The 23597-nt window shown below is 63.1% G+C and carries 25 protein-coding genes; 11 read left to right on the forward strand and 14 right to left on the reverse strand.

From position 1 onward, the window contains the following. The first annotated feature begins 1 nt into the window (after position 1). Positions 2 to 2104 (forward strand): acyltransferase family protein, encoded by a 2103-nt coding sequence (locus tag H351_RS02085; protein ID WP_029254190.1) that lies wholly within the window; start codon positions 2 to 4, stop codon positions 2102 to 2104. 9 nt (positions 2105 to 2113) lie between these two features. Here the strand turns inward: H351_RS02085 and H351_RS02090 are convergent, their stop codons facing one another. Genes H351_RS02090 through H351_RS02100 form a run of 3 tightly spaced genes read right to left on the reverse strand, consistent with a single transcriptional unit; the run spans position 2114 to position 4363 of the window. Continuing rightward, the gene (locus H351_RS02090) at positions 2114 to 2782 is read right to left on the reverse strand and encodes a histidine phosphatase family protein (protein ID WP_019746386.1); all 669 of its coding nucleotides are present in this window, start codon (positions 2780 to 2782) and stop codon (positions 2114 to 2116) included. Next, entirely contained in the window at positions 2779 to 3711 is a 933-nt protein-coding gene (gene pheA / locus H351_RS02095; RefSeq protein ID WP_029254189.1) for a prephenate dehydratase, read from the reverse strand. The genes H351_RS02090 and pheA overlap by 4 nt, the downstream gene beginning before the upstream one ends. A gap of 13 nt (positions 3712 to 3724) precedes the next feature. Then, positions 3725 to 4363 carry a hypothetical protein gene (locus tag H351_RS02100; RefSeq protein WP_029254188.1) on the reverse strand — a complete coding sequence of 213 codons (639 nt, stop codon included), beginning with the start codon at positions 4361 to 4363 and terminating at the stop codon, positions 3725 to 3727. A gap of 139 nt (positions 4364 to 4502) precedes the next feature. Here H351_RS02100 and H351_RS02105 point away from each other — a divergent pair, with 139 nt between their 5' ends. From H351_RS02105 to H351_RS02125, 5 genes are all read left to right on the forward strand, one after another. Beyond that, positions 4503 to 5282, forward strand: a complete 780-nt coding sequence (locus H351_RS02105; protein ID WP_019746383.1) for a DUF2470 domain-containing protein — start codon at positions 4503 to 4505, stop codon at positions 5280 to 5282. Positions 5283 to 5292: 10 nt separating this feature from the next. Beyond that, the gene (locus H351_RS02110; protein WP_020905746.1) at positions 5293 to 6114 is read left to right on the forward strand and encodes a CPBP family intramembrane glutamic endopeptidase; all 822 of its coding nucleotides are present in this window, start codon (positions 5293 to 5295) and stop codon (positions 6112 to 6114) included. Between the two features lie 148 nt (positions 6115 to 6262). Continuing rightward, a complete protein-coding gene (locus tag H351_RS02115; protein WP_198586386.1) occupies positions 6263 to 7498 on the forward strand; it encodes an LCP family protein in 1236 nt (411 codons plus the stop codon). 99 nt (positions 7499 to 7597) lie between these two features. Beyond that, the gene (locus tag H351_RS02120; protein WP_029254187.1) at positions 7598 to 8068 is read left to right on the forward strand and encodes a hypothetical protein; all 471 of its coding nucleotides are present in this window, start codon (positions 7598 to 7600) and stop codon (positions 8066 to 8068) included. 37 nt (positions 8069 to 8105) lie between these two features. Then, positions 8106 to 8651: a ferritin gene (locus H351_RS02125; protein ID WP_020905744.1), complete on the forward strand. Its 546-nt coding sequence runs from the start codon at positions 8106 to 8108 to the stop codon at positions 8649 to 8651. Between the two features lie 11 nt (positions 8652 to 8662). Here the strand turns inward: H351_RS02125 and H351_RS02130 are convergent, their stop codons facing one another. Next, positions 8663 to 9604: a cytochrome c oxidase assembly protein gene (locus H351_RS02130; RefSeq protein ID WP_029254186.1), complete on the reverse strand. Its 942-nt coding sequence runs from the start codon at positions 9602 to 9604 to the stop codon at positions 8663 to 8665. Positions 9605 to 9730: 126 nt separating this feature from the next. On the opposite strand from H351_RS02130, the gene H351_RS02135 reads away from it, so the two are divergent. Then, a complete protein-coding gene (locus H351_RS02135; RefSeq protein WP_029254185.1) occupies positions 9731 to 10375 on the forward strand; it encodes a DsbA family protein in 645 nt (214 codons plus the stop codon). Here H351_RS02135 and H351_RS02140 read toward each other — a convergent pair whose 3' ends face one another. Genes H351_RS02140 through H351_RS02150 form a run of 3 tightly spaced genes read right to left on the reverse strand, consistent with a single transcriptional unit; the run spans position 10376 to position 12337 of the window. Beyond that, entirely contained in the window at positions 10376 to 11323 is a 948-nt protein-coding gene (locus H351_RS02140) for a M56 family metallopeptidase (RefSeq protein ID WP_029254184.1), read from the reverse strand. Further along, entirely contained in the window at positions 11320 to 11679 is a 360-nt protein-coding gene (locus H351_RS02145; RefSeq protein ID WP_019746375.1) for a BlaI/MecI/CopY family transcriptional regulator, read from the reverse strand. Before H351_RS02145 ends, H351_RS02140 begins: the two co-directional genes overlap by 4 nt. A 28-nt stretch (positions 11680 to 11707) precedes the next feature. Continuing rightward, positions 11708 to 12337 (reverse strand): M23 family metallopeptidase, encoded by a 630-nt coding sequence (locus H351_RS02150; protein WP_020968091.1) that lies wholly within the window; start codon positions 12335 to 12337, stop codon positions 11708 to 11710. A 179-nt stretch (positions 12338 to 12516) separates the two neighbouring features. On the opposite strand from H351_RS02150, the gene H351_RS02155 reads away from it, so the two are divergent. Together H351_RS02155 and H351_RS02160 are read left to right on the forward strand one after the other, a co-directional pair. Beyond that, positions 12517 to 13443, forward strand: coding sequence for a cation diffusion facilitator family transporter (locus H351_RS02155; RefSeq protein WP_029254183.1), 927 nt, complete (start codon positions 12517 to 12519; stop codon positions 13441 to 13443). Between the two features lie 154 nt (positions 13444 to 13597). Then, positions 13598 to 14143 (forward strand): ferritin, encoded by a 546-nt coding sequence (locus H351_RS02160; protein WP_024487904.1) that lies wholly within the window; start codon positions 13598 to 13600, stop codon positions 14141 to 14143. Here H351_RS02160 and H351_RS02165 read toward each other — a convergent pair. From H351_RS02165 to H351_RS02180, 4 genes are read right to left on the reverse strand one after another with little or no spacing between them, the layout of a single operon-like run. Further along, a complete protein-coding gene (locus H351_RS02165; RefSeq protein ID WP_020905739.1) occupies positions 14140 to 14958 on the reverse strand; it encodes an alpha/beta fold hydrolase in 819 nt (272 codons plus the stop codon). The genes H351_RS02160 and H351_RS02165 overlap by 4 nt on opposite strands. Before the next feature lie 53 nt (positions 14959 to 15011). Next, the gene (locus H351_RS02170) at positions 15012 to 15926 is read right to left on the reverse strand and encodes a DUF5926 family protein (RefSeq protein WP_021342421.1); all 915 of its coding nucleotides are present in this window, start codon (positions 15924 to 15926) and stop codon (positions 15012 to 15014) included. Between the two features lie 11 nt (positions 15927 to 15937). After that, a complete protein-coding gene (locus tag H351_RS02175; RefSeq protein ID WP_019746370.1) occupies positions 15938 to 16702 on the reverse strand; it encodes a glycerophosphodiester phosphodiesterase in 765 nt (254 codons plus the stop codon). After that, a complete protein-coding gene (locus tag H351_RS02180) occupies positions 16699 to 17640 on the reverse strand; it encodes a DUF4328 domain-containing protein (protein WP_029254182.1) in 942 nt (313 codons plus the stop codon). Before H351_RS02180 ends, H351_RS02175 begins: the two co-directional genes overlap by 4 nt. A gap of 415 nt (positions 17641 to 18055) precedes the next feature. On the opposite strand from H351_RS02180, the gene H351_RS02185 reads away from it, so the two are divergent. Then, positions 18056 to 19837 carry a hypothetical protein gene (locus H351_RS02185; protein WP_029254181.1) on the forward strand — a complete coding sequence of 594 codons (1782 nt, stop codon included), beginning with the start codon at positions 18056 to 18058 and terminating at the stop codon, positions 19835 to 19837. 16 nt (positions 19838 to 19853) lie between these two features. After that, entirely contained in the window at positions 19854 to 20783 is a 930-nt protein-coding gene (locus H351_RS02190; protein WP_020905735.1) for an LLM class F420-dependent oxidoreductase, read from the forward strand. A gap of 15 nt (positions 20784 to 20798) precedes the next feature. Here the strand turns inward: H351_RS02190 and H351_RS02195 are convergent, their stop codons facing one another. From H351_RS02195 to H351_RS02205, 3 genes are all read right to left on the reverse strand, one after another. Then, positions 20799 to 21395 (reverse strand): Rv1733c family protein, encoded by a 597-nt coding sequence (locus H351_RS02195; protein WP_020905734.1) that lies wholly within the window; start codon positions 21393 to 21395, stop codon positions 20799 to 20801. Between the two features lie 111 nt (positions 21396 to 21506). After that, positions 21507 to 22220 carry a peptide-methionine (S)-S-oxide reductase MsrA gene (msrA, locus tag H351_RS02200; RefSeq protein WP_020905733.1) on the reverse strand — a complete coding sequence of 238 codons (714 nt, stop codon included), beginning with the start codon at positions 22218 to 22220 and terminating at the stop codon, positions 21507 to 21509. Continuing rightward, a complete protein-coding gene (locus H351_RS02205; RefSeq protein WP_201026957.1) occupies positions 22159 to 23337 on the reverse strand; it encodes an acyltransferase family protein in 1179 nt (392 codons plus the stop codon). Before H351_RS02205 ends, msrA begins: the two co-directional genes overlap by 62 nt. Between the last annotated feature and the right edge of the window lie 260 nt (positions 23338 to 23597).

Genomic DNA, 23597 nt, shown 5'->3' on the forward strand with positions numbered 1-23597 from the left:
CATGCAGTTCTCGCGTCAACCGTCGTCACCGGGCGAACAAGGCTCGGTCGCCACGATCGACCGGCCGAACGAAGAACGGGCAACAACACCGCACCGACAAGACCTGAACGGACTGCGTGGCCTCGCCATCGGTTTGGTGGTCGTATTCCACGTGTGGTTCGGACGGGTATCGGGCGGGGTGGACGTCTTCCTGGTTCTGTCCGGATACTTCTTCGTCGGCTCACTGGTTCGACGCGCCGAAGCCGGGGGTTCACTCAACCCGGTCCCGGCACTGCGGCGGGTGTTTCTGCGGCTGTTCCCCCTGATCGCGGTGGTCAGCATTTTGACCGCACTGGGGACCGCGTTGCTGCTGCCACGCACACGCTGGGCCGATCTGGGTGATCAACTGATCGCGGTGCTCGGGTTCTTCCAGAACTGGCAGCTCGCCAGCACCGCAAGCGACTATCTGGCCGCCGACGGCTCGGTCACTCCCCTGCAGCACCTGTGGTCGATGGCCGTGCAAGGTCAGTTCTATCTCCTGGCCATCGCACTCGTCTCCGTGATCGCTTATGTGGCGTCACGCGTGAATCCCAACTATTTCCGCCCGTCACTCGCGGTCACCCTTCTGGTTCTGACCGCAGGATCTTTTCTCTACGCACTCGCCAAATCTTCGCGTCACCAAGCCTGGGCGTACTACGACTCCGGCGCCAGGTTGTGGGAATTGGCCCTCGGTGGTCTGCTGGCCGTTCTGATGACCAGCACGCGCAGTCGGCAGATCGCATCCCTGCCGTTCTCGGTCAGAGCGACGATCGGCTGGGCGGGGCTTTCGTCGATCCTGTTGTGCGGCATAGTGCTCGACGGCGCCCAGCAGTTCCCCGGCCCGTGGGCGCTGGTACCGGTGCTGGCCACTCTTGCGTTGATACTGTCCGGAGTCGGCGACGACACACCTTGGACGTCGAAGACGCTCGCCCATCCGGCACTGACGTGGCTCGGCTCGTTCGCATTCGCGCTGTACCTGATTCACTGGCCGATTCTGGTGTTTGCACTCGTGATCACCGGACGCCCCGAAGCCGGCCTGCTCGGCGGGGCACTGATCATCGCCCTCTCCGTCGCGGGGGCGCTTGCACTCCGGCGCCTGGTCGAGGTTCCGGTGGAGCGCGGAGGCCGCTCGCGCCGGTACACCGTCCTGGCATGCGTCGTCACCGCTGCCGCGGTCCTCGCCGCTTCAGTCGCCTGGCAGTCGTACGCGAGCAGCCAGACGACGGGCCAGCGGGCGGTCGACACCCTCGACCTCCCGACCCATCCCGGCGCACTCGCGCTCACCGACGGTGCCGAAGTACCCAAGGCGTCGATGGTTCCCTCGATCTTCGATGCGCCACTGGACCTTCCGGCCAGTACGCTCGACGGCTGTATCGCCGATTTTCTCGAGCGGGACGTCGTCCACTGCACCTACGGCGACGCCGATGCAGACAGAACCATCGCGCTCGCGGGTGGTTCGCACTCCGAGCACTGGCTCACTGCGCTCGACGAACTCGGCAAGAGTCACGGGTTCCGCGTCGACACGTATCTGAAGATGGGCTGTCCGCTCACCGTCGACTCCATGCAGACGTTGTCGGACAACGACTATCCGGATTGCGTCGACTGGTCGCGTGGAGTGCTGACCGAGTTGGCCGACGCCTCACCCGATTTCGTGTTCACGACGGCAACCAGGCCGAGTTCCGACGGCCCTGGTGACGTGACGCCCGAATCGTACGTTCACGTATGGGAGGAACTGGGGCGCGACGGTATCGACGTCCTCGCCATTCGCGATACCCCCTGGCTGCACCACGACGGCGTCGCCTACCGCGCGATCGACTGTCTGGCGACAACCACGTCACCCGATCACTGCGCGATGCCACGGTCCGAAATGCTCAGCGACGTCAATCCGGCGCCGTCGGCAATTGCCGATCTGACCAACGTCCGCCTACTCGATCTCAGCGACGGTGTGTGCGGACCGGAGTTGTGCCGCGTCGTAGAGGGAAATGTGTTGGTGTATCACGATTCCCACCACCTGACAGCCAGCTACGTGAGCACACTGTCGGCTGAACTGGGGCGCCAACTGAGCGTCCAGACCGGTTGGTGGTGAAGCAGTCCGTCAGCCCATCACGTCGTCGGCACCGGGAATGAGTCGGTGCTCGAACGGCGGGTTGACGGCTCCCCAGCGTAGGCACTCCCAGCCGCCATCAGCTGAGGGCAACAGTTCGACTGTCTCGGTGTTGGCCAAGTGGTTGTTGGCTGCGAACAGTCCGGGGACACCGGCAAGCTGGGCGGCGACAAGACGAATCGCAGCACCATGACTCACCACGACGATGTCGCCGCCGTCTCGTGAGCCTTCGAGAAATTCTTCGCGCAACGCATTGACGACGGGGACGTACCGTTCCAGGACGTCGTATCCCGTTTCACCGCCGGGAATGCGAGCGCCGAGGTTGCCGGTGTGCCAGTGATGGAACGTCTCCATGAACAGTCGGTGCGCGGCCTCGTCGGTGCGATCCTCGAGGTCACCGGCCTGGACCTCGTGCAGTCCGTCCCGCACATCCAGGGATACGCCGGCGGCTTGCTCCACAAAACCTGCGGTCTGCCGGGCACGCAAAGCCAAGGACGATACGAGCGCCAGAGGAGGCGCCGAAGCCAGACCGATGCCCAACGTCTCGGCCTGCGCCAACCCTTCCGGCGTGAGCTTTGCTCCGGGCAGAGCGGTGTCGAGACGTTTGGCGACATTCGCCTCCGTCTGACCGTGCCGAACGAGGATGAGCCTTCCGGTCATCGTTCTCCCCCTCCATGCTTGAGCTGGTCGATCCACCGAATCGCTTCTTCGTCCGAAGGAGGTTGTGGCCCGGTCGAATTCGCTGTCGCCCACGACCCCAGGAAGCGGACTCCGGATTTGCGATGCAGTGCACGCATCGCCTCGGCCACCAGCGAGTCCTCGACGTGTCCGACGCAGTCCACGAAGAACCGGTACGTACCCAATTCCGTTCGCATCGGACGTGATTCGATCCGAGTCAGATCGATACCGCGAGCGGCGAATTCGGAGAGTGCGCGCACCAGGGAGCCTGGAGCGTTGTCGAGGTGAAGCACCAGCGCGGTGCGATCGGCACCGGTCCGTTCGGGAACCGGAGCCGGCTTGGTGACCAGCACGAAACGTGTACGGGCGCCGCCCACATCGGCGACGTTGTCCGCCAGGCTGTCGAGTCCGAGCATCTGACCGGCCAAAGCCGTGGACACACCGGCGTCGACCGTTCCGGCCTGCACGTCCAGCGCTGCACCGGCGTTGGACGAGGCCAACACCACCTCGGCCTGGGGCAGGTTCTCGGCGATCCATCCGCGGACCTGTGCGCCCGCATGCGGGTACGCGCCGATCGTGCGGACCTGGTCGGCGGTCGTCCCGGCCCGAACCAGGATGGAGAAACTCACGTCCAGATCGGTTTCGGCGACGATCTGCAGGGGCGAACCGAGAGCGAGTGAATCGAGCGTCGGCGCTACGCCGCCTTCCACCGAGTTCTCGAAGGGAACTACGGCCCCGTCCACGGAACCGTCGCGAACCATGTCGAGAGTCGCCGGCGGACTGCCGGCCGGTACTCGCTCGACAGTTTCGCCGAACGCGCCCTCAGCCTCCAACTGGGCGAGAGCTATCTCCGTGAAGGTTCCCGACGGACCGAAATACGCGATTCTTGGCACGCCTAAAAGATTACGCATCGACCCACGCCGGTCACTGCAAACCCGCGGCACGCAGAGCCGTTTCCACCGCAGGCAGATCTGCAACCTCGATCGTGAGCAGCACCTCGCGCATCGCGGATGCGGCTTCCGGGATCAGCGCGGCGAGTTTTTCGGGCTTCGGATCGACTATCGCGGCGCGCACGTCGTCGCCGCGCAGTGCAGCGACGGTGCCACACAGTAGGGCGATCACCTCGTCGCCGTCGGCTGCGCGGGCTACGAAACCGACGGACTCGTGCGCGAGTACCGCCAGGAAATCAGCCACTTCGGTGGGCGTGCGACCGGCGGCGAGTCCGGGGATCCGTCCACCTTCGCACAGGCGCAGCGCCGCTTCGGCGGGTGTCAGATCCTCTTCGCCGCCGTCGACGTACACCGCGAGCGGAGCGGGCAGACGTAGCGCGATCGCGTCGTCGATCTGGTCGGTGGTGACGTCGACGTCGAAACGGACGGCCTCGTACGACGCATCCGTGTCCGCGCGCAGTTCTTCGGGATCGATATCGAGGCGGACGACAACCCGGGCTGCTGCTTCGCCACCGATCAGCGCCGACGCCGGAACGACCGGGAGAAAGAGTGCTTCGAGGAGTCCGCGCGAGTTTCTCGGGGCGGGCAGCCCGAGCGAAAGAGGAATGGCCACAGACAAACCGTAACCCCGGCGCAGGCGGCGGATTCCACGCGAGTTGCGCAAAAGTCTTGCGATTCACACCGAAGCGCCTTAGGTTAGGGTTACCTCATCATCCGATGGAGTTCGAGAGAACACCCGCCAAGGGGGCAGCATGGCAACGAAGACCAGCACCGGCCCGTCCACCGCCGAACGCGTCCGCAGCGCCTGTGTGCGCGCACAGGACGCAGTTCTCGCCATCGAAGGCAGCGATCCCACCGTCACGTCGGTGCATCACCTGCGTTCGAACGGTGACGTCGTCGTTGCAGTCCCACATGCCTCCGCAGCTGCGGCCCTGGCCTGGAACTCCGGCGGCGGCGGACTGCCTGCCGTCCTCGAGATCACCGATCACGCACCACTGCGGCTGCGTGAGCCCGTGCGCTCCCTCGTGTGGCTTCGCGGCTCGTTGCACGCCGTGCCCGACTACGAGGCACGCGTTCTCGCCGACGACGTCGCATCCGAACATCCCCACCCGGGGCTCCTCGACATCGGCCACACCTCGGTCCTCCTTCGCCTGAGCCTGGCCTCGGCCGTTGTCGCCGACTCGACGGGGGCAGAGCCCGTCGCCGTGGACGAACTGCTGAACGCCAGCCCCGATCCCTTCTGGGAAATGGAGACGGCGTGGCTGCAGCATCTCGACGAAGACCACCGCGATCTCGTGGACCTGCTCGTGCGCAAGCTTCCCCCGTACATGCGCACCGGACGCGTTCGCCCACTCGGCATCGACCGCTACGGACTGCGCCTGCGGGTCGAGGATCACACCGGTGACCGCGACGTGTGGATGCCGTTCGCCAACCCCGTCGACGACGCTCCCGCGCTGAGCCGTGCCATCCGAATGCTTGTCGGGTGCCCTTTCCTCAACGGCCTCCGATCGGGTGGCGCTGCAAACGGCTAGCGTTGCGCGGGTGAATGCCCGCGAAACCGTCCGCACCTGGTTACGGCCGCCGTCTCCCGTTCGAACGGACCCGGAACTAGATCCCGCCGCCAGACGCGGAATCCGGATCGAGATCACTATCGTTCTGCTGGTCACCTTCGGGCTCAGCGGATTGTCCGGGATCCTTTCGCTCGCCGAATCCTTGGCGACGCCGGTTGCGCTCTCGGATCAGACGGTTGCACTCAACCCGTCGCGCGCTGCCATCGACTGGATCGACCTGGCGCGCCAATTACTCGGCGTTGCAAAGCTTCTCGCGTGGGCAGCGCTGGGACTCTATCTACTGTGGCGTTCGGGGATCGGTCCACGTGCTGCGGGCCTGACTCCCAAACCTCGATTCGGTCGCGACATAGCTCCGGGATTCGGCCTCGCCGCTGTGATCGGCCTCCCCGGACTCTTGTTCTACCTCGTCGCTCAGGCACTGAGCATCAACCTCACCGTCCAAGCCAGCGCGCTCGACGACCACTGGTGGCGGGTGCCGATCCTCGTACTGTCCGCGATCGCGAACTCGGGCGCCGAAGAGGTACTGGTCGTCGCCTACCTGATCACTCGCCTCCGAACACTCGGCTGGAGCGAGAACAAATCTCTGCTCGCGTCCTCGCTCCTGCGCGGTAGTTATCACCTCTACCAAGGGTTCGGCGGCGGTGTGGGAAACGTGATCATGGGGCTCGTGTTCGGTCGATACTGGCAGCGCACCGGCAAGCTGTGGCCGCTGATCATCGCCCACGCGCTCATCGACATGGTGGCGTTCATCGGTTACGCCCTCCTGCGCGATCACGTCTCCTGGCTGCCGTGACCGGTACCGTGAACTGGTGACCGGCGACTCCGAATATCCTCAGCGCCCTCCGCGGCGCCAGCCGCCAGGGCCACCTCCGCGGCGCCAGCCGCCCCCGCGTGGGCCGATGCCACCCCGTCAGGGCCCACCCCCGCAGCGGCGCCCACCGATGCCGCCCGAAGGGCCGACGGTCATTCGCCGCGACGGACGTCCACCGCAGCAGAATCCGGCCAATCAGGCCTGGTCACAGGTCCCACCAGAAGCGCCGCAGCAACCCAGGCGTGAGGACTGGGCGCCGACCCAACGCCCGCAGCCGTTCCAGGATGACCCCCGCAGGCAGGGGCCGCCGCGTCAGGATCCGCACCGCCAGGCGAAGTACGCACCCGCGCCGCCGCGCCGAACCCCGCCGAACGCCCCGCCTCGCCCTCCTGAACCCCCGAAGCAGCGACGCCCACGCAAGCGTCGTAGCTGGGGTAAACGTATCGGCATCACGTTGTTGGTCTTGCTGCTCGCGCTGGCCGGCGCGGTCTATTACGTCGACAGTTCGCTCAATCGAATCGACGCGCTGCCCGACTACGCGGGACGCGTCGCCGATACTCCGGGCACGAACTGGCTGATCGTCGGCTCCGACAGTCGTGAGGGACTCACACCCGAGCAGGAGCAAGCGCTTGCGACAGGTGGTGACACCGGCCCCAAGCGCACTGACACGGTCATCTTGGTCCACGTTCCCAAGAGCGGGAAGACGACGATGGTCAGCATCCCTCGCGATTCGTACGTTCCGATTCCCGGCTACGGCTCGGACAAGATCAACGCCGCCTTCGCTTTCGGTGGTGCCCCCTTGCTGGTGCAGACCGTCGAGGAGGCAACCGGACTTCGCATCGACCACTATGCCGAGATCGGATTCAGCGGGTTCGCCGGCATCGTCGACGCCGTCGGTGGCGTCAATGTATGCCTGACGCAGGCGATCGACGATCCGCTGGCCGGAATCAACCTCCCCGCTGGATGCCAGGACTTGAAGGGTTCGGATGCACTCGGGTTCGTGCGGACCCGAGCAACCGCGCTCGCAGACCTCGACCGCATGAACAACCAGCGCCAGTTCATGTCGGCGTTGCTGTCGAAGGCGACGAGTCCGAGTACGTTCCTCAATCCGTTCCGGTTGTGGCCGCTCGTCTCCGATACGGCCAAGTCTTTGCAGGTCGACGAGGGCGATCACATCTGGAATCTGGCCTCACTCGCCTGGGCGCTTCGCGGCGGGATGACCACCACGACGGTTCCGGTCGCCGGTTTCGAGGACGTGGACGGGTCGGGCAACGTGTTGTTGTGGGACAAAGCACGCGCTTCGCAGTTCTTCGACGCCCTGGCCAACGATCAGCAGATTCCGCAGGATCTGATCACCACGGGGTGATCGCCCTGAGTTTCGGTAGTACCCCGGGAGGACAGGCCGAGCGAACAAATCGCTTTCCGGCAGGACGCGGAACGGCCGGCGGAAAAATACCGTGAAGGTATGAACACAGCACACCGCCGATTCCGCACTGCCGCCGTCATCGCCGCCTCGGCCGGAGCGGCTTTACTGGCCACGTCCTGCTCGGGCACCTTCGACAAGTTCGACGAGTCGAAGGCATACAAGAAAACCGAAACCTTCTCTTTTGCACAAGCATCCAGCGGAATCGACACACTGCCGAGTTGGGTTCCCGCCGGCGCGACGGGTATCGACGAGGTCATCCGCACCACCGGCAACGAACGCATCCTGCGAATGACTGCGAACATCACAGAGATAGATCACAACAGCTGCATCGCACGACCCACCGTCGAAACTCGTCCGGCATCGCTGTCCGCACAGTGGTGGCCGACGGGGGTCGAGAAGGGCAGTTCTTTCCAGTGCGGCGACTGGTACGTCGGCGAAAAGGACTCGTTCGTCTACGGATACCGGCCGGAAACTCTCGACTTCATCATCGATCAGCTCGACAACAAGTAGCTCCCTGTCCGTGCCGCCGACCCAGTAATCTGTTGGGATGACACAGGCGAAGAACTCGAGCGAATTCACCACTCTGCTGCGTCAGCAGATCCGTAACGAGTTCACTGCATCGCAGCAGTACATCGCGGTAGCGGTGTACTTCGATGCACACGATCTTCCGCAGATGGCCGCGCGCTTCTACAGCCAGGCCACCGAGGAACGCGGTCACGCGATGATGATGATCCAGTACCTGCTCGACAACGACCTCGACGTGGACGTACCGGGTGTCGACGACGTCGTGACGAAGTTCGACAGTGTCCGGGCTCCGGTCGAATTGGCACTCGAGCAGGAGAAGACGGTCACCGAGCAGATCACGCAGTTGGCGCGCACCGCGCGCGATACCGGCGACTACCTGGGCGAGCAGTTCATGCAGTGGTTCCTCAAGGAGCAGGTCGAGGAAGTTGCAAGCATGACAACACTTCTCACCATCGTCGACCGTGCCGGCGACAACCTCTTCCACCTCGAAACGTTTGTCGCACGCGAGATGAACACACCGGCAGCTGCCGACGCAATGGCGCCGACACCCGCCGGCGGCGGCGTCTGAGGGCCACCGGCCTACCGAGTCTCCGGCCGCTCGGCGGCGCTCAGTGATCTGAGGAAGTTGTTGTATGCCTCCAGATCACTGTCGCCGTCGATCTCGGCGCGGCGGTCCTGGGCGGCATTCATCCGTTTGTCGTCCCGGTTCCAGCGCATCGCGAAGATCACGACCACCACCAGCGCGACGGGCTCACCGTACGACCACGCAAGGGCACCGGCCAACTGCTGGTCCTGCATCACGTCCACGCCCCACTCGGGAGGCGGATTCACGAACGTGGTCAGCAGCGGCTTTGTCGCCATCATGAGGACGACTCCGATGAACACATGCAGCGGCATCTCCACGAAAAGGTCGAAACACCGGCCGAGATAGCTTTGCCGCACCGGCAGTGGTCCGGTGGCGAGCACGGGCATGATGAAGAGCAGACCGCTGGCGAGAAAGAAGATTTCGAGAAAGACGTGTCCGGCCGGCAATCCCGAGACGGCGTCGAAGATCGGCGACAGGTAGATCCCGTAGTAGCTGAACAGAAAGACCGGGATCGTGAACCCGGGGTGCAACATCCACCGTGCCGGACGGCTGCGCAATGCCAATAGTGCAAGCGCCAGAACATTTCTCCCGGGACCTCGATGCGACGTCGAACGCAGTAGCAGCAGTCCTGGCGAGCCCAGCACCCACAGCGGCGGGATCGCCATCGAGAGCGTCAAATGCTGGAACATCCAGACACTGAAGAGTTCGTTCCCGTAACTTTCGACCTTCGAACCGGTCACGGCGATCAACAGCAAGCATCCGGCCAGAAAACACGCAGTTCGATACCAGGGCCATAGCCGTCCCCGCGCACGCACACGGTGCATTGACCACCAATACCAAAGCGCCAGAACAGCTCCCAGCAGAACAATAGGCGACAGGGACGAGAAGTCCCAGGTCAACATCTGTCCGATCGACGGCGGCGCCAGACCGTTCACCTCCGATTCACGGGCGAACCCTCCTTCGAATCCTTTCGGGTACCGTCGACTCTACACCTAAATACTATGTTGAATAGTATTTAAGTAATCGACGGAAGGTCAAGGTACACAGCAGTGTCCAGAAGCATGAAGATATCCGCCGCCCTGATCGCGTTGTTCGCGGTAGCACTGATCACGTTCATCACCGTCGATCCGATCAGGGCGGACAACGAGAGCACCGATCGGGCAGCACAATCCACCGCCGTCCTGACCGACGACGCGTACCGATTGACCTCGGCCGCTGACGACAAAGTGAATCTTGTCGAGTTCCTCGACTTCGAATGTGAGGCCTGCCTCGCGCTGTACCCGACGATGGAGCGAATCAGAGCCGAGTACGAGGATCGAATCACATTCGGTATCAGATACTTTCCGATTCCGAGTCACACCAACAGCACTCTCGCGGCGCAGGTCGTCGAATCCGCATCTCGCCAGGGCAAGTTCGTCGAGATGTATCGGCGGATGTACGAGACGCAATCGCAGTGGGGTGAATCCGCCGAATCGCAGGAGGCACTGTTCCGCTCCTACGCACAAGATCTCGGCCTGGACATGACCCGATTCGAATCCGACCTCAGCAGCCGCGGCGTCCGCGAGCGGGTCGAGCGCGACTTCAACGAGGGCAAACGCCTTGGCGTCCAGGGCACCCCGACGCTGTTCCTCAACGACGTGAAGCTGGCCCAGATGCCGAGCTACGAAGATCTGAAAGCCCAGATCGACTCAGCGTTGGAGCAATGATCAGGTCAGAACAGCGCAGATACCCGCGGAGACGGCCACCGTCACGGCTGCGGCAACGGCCGTCGTTACGGCCGCCGGCACGCACGCCGCAACCGCGCAGGTCAGTCGCCGAGGCGACGCCACGTCGCCGTCGACCAGGGAACGCAATCGCACTGCGGTCGCGCCGCCGCGATCGCCCAAGCTCCAGTCCGGCTGAGGAAGCGGCGATTTCGACACCGCGGCAAGGGCGGAACGCACTGCAGCCGGGCTGGTGACGCGAGCGGCGTGCCGGTCCGCCGACAGTTCCACGATCGCGCCGACGGCAGCAGGTGCCGCCGCGAACAACGGCACTCCCGGCAGAACAGCGGCCAAGACTTCACAGGCACCGACGATTCGGTGATGACCGCCGCTCAGGTGCGCACGCTCGTGCGCGAGGACCGCGTCACGCTCGCCCCCGGTAAGAGCGGATGACAAGCCTTGTGTCGCAACAACAAATCCAGGATTTCCGGCGACACTGTAGGCCATCGGCAGCGGATGATCCAACCACAACACGTCGGACTCCGAGTTGTCGCGGCGCGCGACGATCGAGAGAACATCACGATGGAAATCTCGGACTCTCGCGTGCTCACGTGCCTGTTTGCGGCCGGCCAGCACGATCCGAACAGCGATCAAACCCACCACACCAACGGCTGTACCGGTGATCAGTTCACCCACCCATGAACTCGTGCCGTGCGCGAAGGCGCTGAAACACCGAGCGATACCGTCGACCAGCCCCTCGACCGGCGCGTGGCTCGGCCACACCAGAACCAAGACCGCGGAGAGAGCGAGATACAGAGCCGACGCCATACTGCCGAGCCACGCCGCGAGCAGCACCGTCGGTGACAACGTCGAGGAAACGGCCCGTAACGCTCTCGGAACCAAAAATCCGACGAATACCGCACCGAGAAGCATCGGCAAGGCCAGTGTCATTGCGCACCTTCCCCGGAAAGTCCTCGGCGCAGGGCCTCGTTCTCAGCGTCCGTCATTGTCTTCGCGAAGTGCAACAGCACGGCAGCGGAATCGGAACTGCTGTCCAACAATTCGCGCAGTGCCCTGGATGTGGCCTCTTCACGGCTGCGACTCGGCCGATAGAAGTAGGCGCGACTCTTCTTCTCACGACTCACCCAGCCCTTGTCGTAGAGATGAGTCACGACGGTCAGGATGGTGGTGTACGCGAGTTGTCGACGCTCACCCAAGATCTCGACCAGATCCTTGACCGAGAGCGCGTCGTCGGACTGCCAGAGCACATCCATGACCTCGGCTTCGAGTCCGCCCAGCCCCTGCATTGCTCCTCCATCGCGTCGTGACAGAACTTCAGCCGCTCGCGGCCTTCTCCCCGAACGACACGCCCCGGGAATTCAGATACGCGAGCGGATCAGTCTTCTGCCCGTCAGATTGCCACACCTCGTAGTGCAGGTGCGGTCCCGTCGATTGTCCACGATTGCCGACGGTCGCGATCAGTTCACCCGCCCGCACCTTCTGACCGGCAACCACGAGCGCCTCGTTGATGTGCCCGTAGACGCCGACGGTCCCGTCGTCCTGCTGGATGCGGACCCAGAGCCCGAATCCCGCGGCGGGACCGGATTCGATCACAACACCGTCGGTCGCCGAGACGATGGGCGTACCGATCGAGTTTGCGATGTCGAGACCGTAATGGGTTGTTCCCCAGCGTGGACCGAAGTTGGACGTCATCGTCCCGCTGACGGGGGCCATCACCCGCGGCTTTTCTGCCTCGTACGCCAACGCCGCCCGTTCGGCTTCGAGTTGTCTCGTTTTACCGAGTTGTTCGGCTATCCCGGCAAGATCCGTCGTCCGAACAAGGTCGAGTATCTCCGGCACCGACACCAGCGCTGGACCTTCCGTTGCAACTGGAAGCGGCGATGCGTGCCCGATGGAAGTGCCGGACGCCAGGATTGCACCCGTCGCCACGGAAACCGCGGCCATGCGCCCGCCGGGTCTGATCGGCTCGGATTTTCGATGTCTTCCCACTTCTCGGTCCTCGCGTCGATGACAAATGAAGGTCTACGCCGCCACCTTACAACTATGTTGCATAGTTTTTAAGACATGCACTATTGCGCATATATGCATAGGTGTCTAGGCTGACGTCGACGAAAGGACCTTCGATGTCACACGGACACGGGCACGGAATCTCTCCCGCCGAGGCTGCGACCAGCAACAGCGGCAAGCATGTCAACAAACTGTGGATCGCCGCCGGCCTCGGGTTGGTGACGTTCGTGCTGCAGGTGACGGTCGGCTTCTTCACCTCGTCACTGGCGCTGCTTTCGGACTCGGCGCACGTGTTCACCGACATCTTCGGCATCTTCATGGCGCTCGCCGCGATCCTCGTCGCACAGCGCGCAGCACGGCGCCCGGATCGCACTTTCGGCATGTACCGCACGGAAGTGTTTGCGGCACTGGCCAATGCGATCCTGCTCTTCGCAGTCGCCGGGTGGGTGCTCTACGAGGCTGCCAGCCGATTCTCGGATCCGCCCGAGGTTCCCGGCCTCCCCGTCGCGATAGTCGCCGTCGTCGGTTTGGCGATGAACGTCATCGCCTTCCTGATGCTCCGCAGCGGCGCGAAGGAAAGCATCAACATCCGCGGCGCCTACCTCGAAGTCATGGCGGACATGATCGGGTCCATCGGCGTCCTCGTCAGCGGCTTGGTCACGCTCGCTTTCGGTTGGCGCTACGCCGACCCCGTCATCGGCGTCGCCATCGGCCTCTTCGTCTTGCCGCGCGCCTTCAACCTGGGCCGCCATGCGGTCCGCATCCTGCTCCAGCAGGCTCCCGATCGCATCGACGTCACCTCGATACTCGAGAAGATCAACACACTCCCGGGAGTCGTCGACGCGCACGATCTGCACGTCTGGACACTCACCTCGGGGATGGAAGTTGCTTCCGTTCACGTCACCGCGGCCAGTGACGCCGATCCCACTACGGTGCTCGCCGCCACCCAAACCTTGCTGGCCGAGGTATTCGACCTGGAGCACGCCACCGTGCAGGTGGAACTACAGGGAAGTGACGGTAAATGCACGGAACTCGCCTGGTGAAAAGGACATTCCTAAATGAAACATTCGCTTTCGGGCCAATGGATAACCGCACCGAATTCGAAAAGAAATTAGGTCTTCTTTAGTTTGGGAACGCTTACCACAATAAGGTCAGACTGGGATGACAGGGCCTCTGACCTGCACTATCTTGGAATTCATGACTTCTGGGGAGACTCACATGACCAAATTCCACGCACTACTCCGAGACCAGATTCGCAACGAGTTCAACGCTTCGCATCAGTACATCGCGACAGCGGTTTACTTCGACAATGCGGACCTGCCACAGCTGGCAAAGCACTTCTACAAGCAGGCTGTGGAAGAGCGTAACCACGCCATGATGATCGTTCAGTATTTCCTCGATCGCGACATCAACGTCGAACTCACCGGCGTCGACGCCGCGAAGGCCGACTTCAAGGATGCCCGTGAGCCCATCGCTCTCGCGCTGACGCAGGAGAAGACGGTCACCGAGCAGATCGTCCAGCTCGCGAGCACTGCCCGCGAAGAAGGCGACTACCTCGGTGAGCAGTTCATGCAGTGGTTCCTCAAGGAGCAGGTCGAGGAAGTTGCCAGCATGACAACACTTCTCACCATCGCGGACCGCGCAGGCGCCAACCTGTTCGACCTCGAAGACTTCGTGTCCCGCGAGATGAGCACCGTCGGTGACACCACCGGTGCGCCGAACGCAGCAGGCGGAACCATCTAGCCTGCAGCACTCACGGATTTTGCCCTCGAGCCGAACGGTTCGCTTCCTGCCAGCAGGATCGAACTGATCAGCTCGGGGGCATCTGTCATCGGCACGTGCCCCAGTCCGGGCAAAACCATCAACTTCGCCTGCGGGAACGGCTTTTTCACGCGCTGCGCTTGGTACACGGGCAGAATGAGATCGCGTCGACCCCACGCAACCGTCACCGGCACAGTGGGATCCACGATGGGCGGCAACACGAAGTCCATCTCGAGACCGAGATCGACGAGTTCGTTGGACACGAGCGAACGGCAGTCGGCCAACGCCGCCGCATAACCGACATGACTCGGATGAGCGAAGAACGCGGCGAGCGCTGGATAGCGAATCAGCTTGTACCGCAATGCACGTGGCAGACCATCGCCCATGAGCTTGGCCGTGCCGCGCAGTGCACGGAACGTGTTGATCGCCCGCACCTGATCGAGGTGATTGACAAAGAACCCGGCCGGCGAAAGAGCTGTCGCCGACGCGACGTCTCCGCGCGCGGCCAGCGAGAGTGCAATCCATCCGCCGAGTGAGTTTCCGGCGACGTGGGCGCGCTCCCCCGCCGGAGTCACTTCCTTGACGAACTCACTGACGTCGTCGATCAGCTGTCCCATGACGTCCGGACCGAGTTCGGGCAGCACGGACTCTCCGTGACCTGGCAGGTCGACCGTGACCACACGGCGATACGGCGTCAGCTGGTCCAAAAGCGAATCCCACGCCTGCCGTCGATGGACGATGCCATGGACGAGCACAAGCGTGGGACCGCTACCGGAGATGTCGTGCGACAAAGTCATGCCGCCAACATTAACCGTAACTTTGCGTAACGCCTATAGTTCTGGCGAAAAAATCAGCGCAGCGTGACCTGGCGTCCGCGCAGGCCGTCGCGCGAGCGCAGCTCGGCCGAGGTCAGCGGAGCATCGACAGCCAGAGCCTCGGCAAGACGCTCACCGAGCTCGACGGTTGCCGCTACCCACTCGTTTGCATGCTTTTCGCGGTCGAGGTCGAAGACGGGGACCAACAGGCCGTGGGTGCGGAACGAGCCTGCGTAGCGCGAGCCCTCACCCAGGTGCAGTCCACCGGTCGCGTGCACGCGCGCCAACGCGAGCATCAGGTCGTCTTCGCTCTCGGGGCGAACCCAACGCAGGTGTGCCTTCTCGCCGGCGTCGACCCACCACGCGGCAACGAGGCCGTCTCCTTCGAGGCGTGCAGAGGGCATGATCGCCGAGTTGGCGTGCTGCACGGTGGCGGCAACCTCAGGATCGGTTTCGACGCCTTCCGGAATCCACCAGTTGAAGTTCTGGTGCACGGTGATGTCGAGCAGAGCCGAGGGATCGACAACCTCGGTGACGGCGGGTGTCTCGGAATCGGGGTTCGCGGCAGAAAGCGCGTCGCCGGGGGCCGCGTCCTTGATCCAGTTCACCGAAGCGGCGAGGTCTGCGCCGAGGTCGGCAGAGTGCGCTTGAACCTGGACACCGACAAATCCGGTGGCCGTCTCGCCCTCGTCGCGGACGAGGGCGGCAACAGCGCCGGGGAGGACCGTCGCCAACGTGACGGGACGGTCGGAGCCGATGACCGGCAACGGAGCCGTGGCGGACGGAACGAATTCGCGCAGCGCGACCAGATCGCACTCGGCGGCAAGGCCCTCGAACGGGCGGTTCACTGCGCCGGCAGCGGCTTCACGCTCTGCTTGGCGTGCCGCCAGCTTCTCTGCGCGTGCGCTGCCCTGCTTCGGTCCACTGTTTCTTTTGCTCTTCTTGGCCACGAGGGCAAAATCTACACGCTGCCCAGCCATTGCTTCGTGCGCCCGGGATGGTTGGTGGCCACCCAACTGACCCCGAGCTCACGACACAGGTCCACATCCGCCTTGTCGTCGACGGTCCAGCAGTACGTCGCGCGACCCGCAGCGGCAGCCCGATCGACCAGATCGGGATGTTCGCGCAACGCCTTGATCGACGGCCCGATCGCCGTGGCGCCGACAGCCGTCGACGCACCACCGCCGAGGTACCGCGACGCGTCACCGAGTAGGACCGTCGGCAGCAGCGGTGCCGAACGGCGCACTCGCCAGACCGCAGTAGCCGAGAAAGACATGACCACCGCGCGAGAGTGATCGGCCGACGGCGGCGACGCGATCCCGAAGCGGTGCAGTTCCGCGAGAAGTTTTGCTTCGACCAGGCCGCCGAATCGCACTGGGTGCTTGGTTTCGATGAACAGCTTCACCGGCCGCGCGAAATCCAGGGCGAGAGTGATGAGGTCGGAGAGAGTCAGCAGTTCGGCCGGTTCGCTCGTCGACCCGTAGTCCAGAGCGTTCAGCGAATCGAGCGTCATCTCGCTGACGATCCCCGTGCCGCTGGAGGTGCGGTCGACCTTGCGGTCGTGAACGCAGACCAGGTGCCCGTCGCGGGTGAGGCGGACGTCGCATTCGAGCCCGTCGGCACCCTCCTCGAGGGCCAGTTCGTAGGCGGCGAGGGTGTGCTCCGGCCGCGCAGCCGACGCACCTCGGTGCGCAACGACGAGTGGACCTCGACGATCTGGGCTCACAGGGCAGCGGTCTCCTTCTCTTCCATCACCGAGCGCGGCACTGGCACCCATCGAGTTTCCGATTCGGGTTCGCCGCGCCAACCCCTGCGCTCGATCCGTCGGATCACGACGAGCGTCAACGCCGCGGTGACGGCTGCGACCAATGCGATGAAGGCGTTCAGCAGAACCCCGTCGGCCATTGCCTGAATCCCCGGGCGTGATCGCCAGTACGCGTTGACCACCAGCAGCAGAGCGCTGAATCCCCAGAAGCCCCACCAGATCTTCACCAGCAGAGTTCCGCGCGGATCGCGGCGGACCAACTCGAAGAGATAAACGGCCGGCATCACGAGGTTGAGGATCGGCACAGCGCAGCCGACGACAACTTCCGACGCTGTGCGCGGATCGGATTCACAGCCACCTGCGAAGTGTTCACGACGCCGACGAAGCAGCCAGCACACACCGGCGACAGCCGCGAAGACCGAGATCAGCAGTCCACCCAACTGAGTGAAGTACACGGCGGCGTCGGAGACCGTGAGAAGCCACTGCGGGATCAGCGTGGTGCGGTTACGCACCAGGATCGCGTACCTGCCCAGTTCGGCGAACACAGCGAGTCCGTAGAGGATTGTCGCGAGTGTCAGCAACGGCCCGACTCGGTCGGCCATCCGGTCCGCTCGCGAGGGCGGCACCGGTGAGGTGTCGACGATGTCCTGGAGTCCCCACTGCGGGACGGCGTCGTAGCGCGGGGTGGTGAGGCTACGACGCACTGGTGTGTCCCCCACGCCGCGTGGGTCGGACGGTGAGCGCGCGATCCAGCGGAAGCCACGACGGTTGGGTGGTTGGTAGATCTCGGTGCGGGTGGGGATCAGCAGGACGCCGCTGCAGCGCGGGCACCACTGCGTTGGGCCGCCGACGACAGGCCATCGTGCGGCGCACCGGGCGCAGACCTGAACGACACTCACAACTTCGATTCTGTCACGCCGTATCGGTAACGGCAGCAAATGGATTCACTCCCGATTTGTGATCGAACCTCCACCCCGTTCACCTGCATTGTTCGAATAATGTGACCTCCGCCACTTAAAAACTCGAGTTATCCACAGTTTCCACAGGTTCATCCACAGTTCTGGATGAATGAATCGGGCTTTATCCACAGGTCACGGGCAAGACCCTGAGAATTTGCTGACAGGTGTTAGCGAACGATGCACAGGCTCGAGGATGAATTTGACACCGCAGGTCAGTGAACTTTTGGGCGTCGGCGTCATTTATCCCGGCAAAGTTCACAATCCATTCAGAAATTGCTCCCGAAAAGACAGAAAAGACCGTTATCCCTTTTTTGGGGGAAGTCGGTTTTTGACACACCTGGAAGCATGACCGTCGATGACTTCTCCACAGCCCGAGCCAACTCTGACGTTCACCCCGAAACGGGTCGCGCAGCTCGCGTTCGTGTTGATCGGATGTCAGCTCGTCATTCGCGCCTGGGTTGCCTCGAGCAATTACTTCTACTGGGACGACCTCATCCTGATGGGCCGCGGAGGACGCTTCCCTCTCTTCTCGAACGAACTCCTGCTCTACGACCACGACGGTCACTTCATGCCCGCGGCCTTCTTCTTCACCGGGTTGATCACCCGCATCGCGCCGTACAACTGGGCGCTGTCGGCAACGCTGCTCGTCATCGGCCAGGCCACGGCGTCGTTGGCGCTTCTGCGCACTCTTCGGTTGGTCCTTGGTTGGCGACCGGCGCTGTTGATTCCGCTGATCCTGTATCTCTTCGTCCCGCTGACCCTTCCGTCGTTCTCGTGGTGGGCGGCCGCACTCAACGCCTTGCCGCTTCAGATCGCGCTTGCCTGGGCGTGTGGGGACGCGATCAAGCTGTACCGCACCGGGCATGTGCGCTACGTGTTCTCGGGCACCGCGGTTTTTGTCGTCTCTCTGCTGTTCTTCGAGAAGGCAGTGCTCGTTCCGTTCGTGGCACTCGCTTTTCTGGTGCTGTACTTGCGCACACAAGGTGAAGGAACGCCGATACGAAGTGCGGTCACGAAGTGCCGACGCCTGTGGACGGCCTGCGCCGCCGTGCTCGCGATCTGGATTCCGGTGTATCTGACAACTGTCGAATCTCCGATCACCGGCAACGGCCGTTCCATGTCCACCGAACTGCTGCATCACGGCACGTCTTTGGGGATGCTTCCCACCCTTCTCGGCGGCCCCTGGCGCTGGGAGCGGTGGATCCCCAGCCCCGCCTGGGCCGATCCGCCGACGGTCTTGGTGGCCGCGGCCTGGGCCGCGCTGCTGACGACGGTCGTGATGACCGTGCGTGCCCGACGCGGCGCTGCCTGGATCTGGGCCGCCGCGGCGCTGTACTTCCTGGCCTCCGTCGTGGCGATGACCGCTACCCGATCCGACGCCGACACCACGTACGAGTTGGCGCAGACCTTGCGTTACTTCACGGATTCGGCGACGGTGTTCGCCCTCGCCGCCGCTCTGATTCTCGCCGCGCCCCGGCGACGTCCGGCCCGAATACCCGTCGCAGTCGCCGCCGGCCTGTCGGCGCTCTTCGTGGTCAGTTCGCTCGTCTCGACCGTCACGTTCGTCGACATCTGGCGCGAGAACCCGACTCGCGACTACCTCGCCAACGCACGAATATCGTTGTCACAGAATCAGGATGCTCCACTGCTCGAGCAACCCGTCGCGATCCAAGTGCTCCTTCCCGTCGCCTTTCCGAACAATTTGGCAAGCAATGTTCTCGCGCCACTGCCTGATCGCCCCGAATTTTCTTCCAGCACCCCGATTCTGCGCACCATCGACGACAGCGGACGGATTGTCGACGCCGAAGTGACCTGGACGAGAAGGATTCCCGAAGGAGCGGCACCGAACTGCGGCACCCGTGCCGAAGGCCCGACCGAACTCCCCCTCGACGGCCCCCTGGCCGGCTGGGAATGGACGGTGCAGCTCAATTACCTCGCGAGCACCGACGGAACGATCGATGTCGCGTTGGAGTCCGGTGACGCAGTATCGGTACCCGTGACGCAGGGTTTGCACTCGGCATTCGTGCGCCTGGTCGGCCACGGAAACAGTGTGAAGATCACGCCGACAACGCCGGGACTGACGCTGTGTTTCGGCGCCGGACAAGTCGGTGCCGTCGTCCCGACCTCCGTAAAATAGTGGCAGAGTAGAAGTCATGGAGCTGCGTATATTCACCGAACCCCAGCAGGGCGCTACCTACGAACAACTACTGACTGTTGCCCAGACCGCCGAAAAACTCGGCTACGGCGCATTTTTCCGCTCGGACCACTATCTCGCCATGAATTCCGACGGCCTTCCCGGGCCCACCGACGCGTGGATCACGCTCGCCGGAATCGCCCGCGAAACATCCACCATCCGCCTCGGCACTCTGGTGACGTCGGCTACGTTCCGTCACGCCGGACCGCTGGCCATCTCGGTCGCACAGGTCGATCAGATGAGTGGTGGCCGCGTAGACCTCGGCATCGGTGCCGGCTGGTACGAGGAAGAGCACCAGGCGTACGGCATCCCGTTCCCGGCGCTCAAGGATCGCTTCGAACTGCTCGAGGAAACTCTCGACGTAGTGACCGGCCTGTGGCGTACGCCGGTCGGCGACACGTTCGACTACGACGGTAAGCACGTGCAGATCAAGAACTCTCCCGCGCTTCCCAAACCGCACCAGGTCGACGGTCCGCCGATCCTGATCGGTGGCACGGGCAAGAAGAAGACTCCGGCGCTCGCCGCTCGGTTCGCGAACGAGTTCAACATCCCGTTCAAGTCCCTCGCGGAAACGAAGGACATCTTTGCGCGGGTTCGTCAGGCTTGCATCGACATCGAGCGCGATCCGAACGAATTGGTGTACTCCAACGCTCTCGTCCTGTGCTGCGGCCGCGACGAGGCGGAGATCAAGAAGCGCGCCGAAGCGATCGGACGCGACGTGGACGAGCTACGTGAGAACGGTCTGGCCGGAACACCTTCGGAGCTGGTCGACAAGATCGGCACTTTCGCCGAGGCCGGTTCACAGCGCGTGTACCTGCAGACTCTCGATCTGGCCGATCTGGATCATCTCGAACTCGTCGCAAGCGAGGTCATGCCCCAACTGCAGTGAGGAAAGGTCCGGGATCTACAGCGCGTTCGCGTCGAGGAACGCGCGTAGGTCTCGGTCCCACTGGGCCGAGCGGGAACGATCGAGAAAGACCCGCACCAGCATGAACGCGATGACCAACAGGGACATCACGCTGAACCAGGTGAAAACCCCGGTCACCACGGCTGCGACGTCGGCAGCACTCTGCGTGATCGGAGCTACGGTCTTGTCGCCGTGATCGTTGACGTAGATGGGGACCTCGGTGCCGACGGGCGTCGCCGAGTCGACAGTGACATCACCCGTGTGAACCTCACCGTTCCAGTTCCATTGCGCGCTGGCCATTTCGGTGGTCGGCGCAATGTAATCGGCTGTCGAGGCGGTGGTCTGCGTCGAGTCTGCAGTCGTCGTCGCCGAAATGCTGTGTAGTTCGGCGGATTGTTTGGCGATCAGTGCGTTCTGGCTCGAAGCCGTCGCAGCCCCTGCCCATACCGCGAGAGGCAGCAGAAGAATCGCGAAAATGATCAGACCGAAGGACATGAATCCTTCGATCCGATCACTGCGGCGAACCATCGGATCGTGGCCTACATGAATGGTGCGTCGGAGCAGCGACGCAGTTCCTCGCGTACTACCTGACATTATTAGCTCAGTTCTCTCGACGACACACTCTTACATCGAGATTCCCTTTGTTTCGATCTAGTTGCAAGTGTTAACGAGCTGAATCACATGTGTCCTCCAACACCTGTCCAGTTATTCACTCGGCGGAAGGATGTCCGTCTGCGCCGGAACCTGATCCTGACGGAGCAATCCGACCGGGCAACTGACGCCGGTGGCATGCACCGGGCAGTAGCCGCCGGGGTTCTTCGCCAAATACTGCTGGTGGTAATCCTCCGCGTAGAAGAAGTCGCGCAGCGGACCGATTTCGGTGGTGATCGCGCCGTATCCGGCTTCGGCAAGTCGTTCACCGAAAGCGACGGCCGACGCATGAGCGATTTCTTCCTGCTCGGCGGACGTCGTGAAGATCGCCGAACGGTACTGCGAGCCCTGGTCGTTACCCTGACGCATCCCCTGCGTCGGATCGTGGTTCTCCCAGAAGTGCGCCAGGATCTGCTCGTAGGAGATCACTGCGGGATCGAAGACCACCAGCACCACTTCGGTGTGACCCGTGCGTCCGGAGCACGTCTCTTCGTACGTCGGGTTGGGAGTGAAGCCTCCCGCATAACCCGCAGCGGTTGTGTACACACCGGGAAGCTGCCAGAACTCCTTCTCGGCGCCCCAGAAACAACCCATCCCGACGACGACGGTCTGCAGTTCGGCCGGAAACGGCGGCGTCAACGGATGCCCGTTGACGTAGTGCGCGGTAGGTACCGGCATTTTCTGCTCTCGCCCGGGCAGGGCGTCCTCAGGCGCGATCAGCGTGGATTTTGCGGACGCTCGTCCCAGAATGTCGTCGTACCAGCTCATGCTTCGATGCTACGCGCGAGCGGCTGTTTCGCCACGCCGTCACCGCGCGGGCGCCGGGCAGCTCCACCCACCGGTAGCCGATTTCTGCTACCGCGGCCGTTGCCAGAAGGAACAGCGCGAACGCCAGCGTCGGTCCGACGTACAAAACGGTGTTCTCGACAACGCGGTACAGGATCAGGGTGTGCACAAGATAGATGATGTAACTGCGCGTCGAGAGCCATTTCACCACCGACCAGCGCGTCGGGACACCGTCGTAGCGGCCGATGAGAACTACCGCTGCGGCGACTACCGAAATGGTCCACAGGTAGTGCTCGCCGGCCCAGTAGACGCGGAACTGGGTCGCCACGATGATGACGTGCATCTGAACGAGGACGGCAACGATCAGCCAGCGGCCGGGAGCGAGCTTCGCCCACGCGAGGTACATGATCTGACCGAGGAAGACAGCCGGCAGCGTCGCGGCGATCTTGGACAGCATCGGCACGGTGTACGGCAACGGCGCGTAGACGTTGTAGAGCAGCACCAATGAGCACAGTGCTCCGCCCGCGAGCGGCATGACGATTGGACGCAGACGCAATATCGGTCGAGCCGCGACGCAGGCGAGATAGAAGAGGAATTGGACGGTGAGCGTCCAGGTCACTCCGAGAACCGCTACCTCGGGTTTGAGAAAGAATCCGCCGAGAAAAAAGCTCATCAACGCTTCGGTATCGGAAATACCTTCCTGACCGCTGAACATTCCGTTGATTCCGAGGCGGACCAGAAGAATGGCAATCGCGGTTGCCACCCAGAATGCAGGCAGCAGGCGGCTGAATCGGTTGGTCAAGAACTTTCCGGGGCCGTCACGAATCGCGGACCGCGTCACCAGAGCGCCGGTCAGCATCATGAATACCGCGACGCCGACAAAAGAGAGGTGCTGGTTGAGTTCGGCGGGCTCGATCAGAACGCCGTAAACGACGTCGATCACCCACCAACCGGAGCCGAGATCGTCGATGACGTAAAAAGAGATGTGGGAGTAGATCACGGCGACAACCGCCAGTGCTCGCAGCAGGTCAGCGCCCGGAAGATTCACCCGAGGCGCGGCCGCCTCTGGTGAATCCGGGAGGAAAACTGGTGCGGGCATCGCGCAAGTTTAAGGTTCCGTTCACCTGTACGACGAATTTGCGCATATTAGCTTACCCTTAGATCTCACCAAGTTCGGTTAACCAAACTTTATTCTTTGGTGATTACTACCTGAGCCGGACTGTTGCGGACGGTGTACGAATGTTATTGGGTGGAAACCCGAAGAATGATTTGCACATACGCGAGTGACGTCACGCCGTGACCGGTGATCGACGCACTCTAAAGCACCAGGGCTCACCAGCCCGCAAAGAAGGGACCCTC

The organism is Rhodococcus erythropolis R138, assembly GCF_000696675.2.
Taxonomy (GTDB): Bacteria; Actinomycetota; Actinomycetes; order Mycobacteriales; family Mycobacteriaceae; genus Rhodococcus_F; species Rhodococcus_F erythropolis.

Excerpts from the sequence above, each read along its gene's own strand:
- H351_RS02185 (WP_029254181.1), top strand. The coding sequence starts at position 18,056 with ATGACTTCTCCACAGCCCGAGCCAACTCTGACGTTCACCCCGAAACGG.
- H351_RS02120 (WP_029254187.1), top strand. The coding sequence starts at position 7,598 with ATGAACACAGCACACCGCCGATTCCGCACTGCCGCCGTCATCGCCGCC.
- H351_RS02115 (WP_198586386.1), top strand. The coding sequence starts at position 6,263 with ATGCCGCCCGAAGGGCCGACGGTCATTCGCCGCGACGGACGTCCACCG.
- H351_RS02165 (WP_020905739.1), bottom strand. The coding sequence starts at position 14,958 with ATGACTTTGTCGCACGACATCTCCGGTAGCGGTCCCACGCTTGTGCTC.
- H351_RS02105 (WP_019746383.1), top strand. The coding sequence starts at position 4,503 with ATGGCAACGAAGACCAGCACCGGCCCGTCCACCGCCGAACGCGTCCGC.
- H351_RS02140 (WP_029254184.1), bottom strand. The coding sequence starts at position 11,323 with ATGACACTGGCCTTGCCGATGCTTCTCGGTGCGGTATTCGTCGGATTT.
- H351_RS02135 (WP_029254185.1), top strand. The coding sequence starts at position 9,731 with ATGAAGATATCCGCCGCCCTGATCGCGTTGTTCGCGGTAGCACTGATC.
- H351_RS02090 (WP_019746386.1), bottom strand. The coding sequence starts at position 2,782 with ATGACCGGAAGGCTCATCCTCGTTCGGCACGGTCAGACGGAGGCGAAT.
- H351_RS02160 (WP_024487904.1), top strand. The coding sequence starts at position 13,598 with ATGACTTCTGGGGAGACTCACATGACCAAATTCCACGCACTACTCCGA.
- H351_RS02145 (WP_019746375.1), bottom strand. The coding sequence starts at position 11,679 with ATGCAGGGGCTGGGCGGACTCGAAGCCGAGGTCATGGATGTGCTCTGG.
- H351_RS02155 (WP_029254183.1), top strand. The coding sequence starts at position 12,517 with ATGTCACACGGACACGGGCACGGAATCTCTCCCGCCGAGGCTGCGACC.
- H351_RS02195 (WP_020905734.1), bottom strand. The coding sequence starts at position 21,395 with ATGTCAGGTAGTACGCGAGGAACTGCGTCGCTGCTCCGACGCACCATT.
- H351_RS02150 (WP_020968091.1), bottom strand. The coding sequence starts at position 12,337 with ATGGCCGCGGTTTCCGTGGCGACGGGTGCAATCCTGGCGTCCGGCACT.
- H351_RS02125 (WP_020905744.1), top strand. The coding sequence starts at position 8,106 with ATGACACAGGCGAAGAACTCGAGCGAATTCACCACTCTGCTGCGTCAG.
- H351_RS02205 (WP_201026957.1), bottom strand. The coding sequence starts at position 23,337 with ATGCCCGCACCAGTTTTCCTCCCGGATTCACCAGAGGCGGCCGCGCCT.
- pheA (WP_029254189.1), bottom strand. The coding sequence starts at position 3,711 with ATGCGTAATCTTTTAGGCGTGCCAAGAATCGCGTATTTCGGTCCGTCG.
- msrA (WP_020905733.1), bottom strand. The coding sequence starts at position 22,220 with ATGAGCTGGTACGACGACATTCTGGGACGAGCGTCCGCAAAATCCACG.
- H351_RS02190 (WP_020905735.1), top strand. The coding sequence starts at position 19,854 with ATGGAGCTGCGTATATTCACCGAACCCCAGCAGGGCGCTACCTACGAA.
- H351_RS02085 (WP_029254190.1), top strand. The coding sequence starts at position 2 with ATGCAGTTCTCGCGTCAACCGTCGTCACCGGGCGAACAAGGCTCGGTC.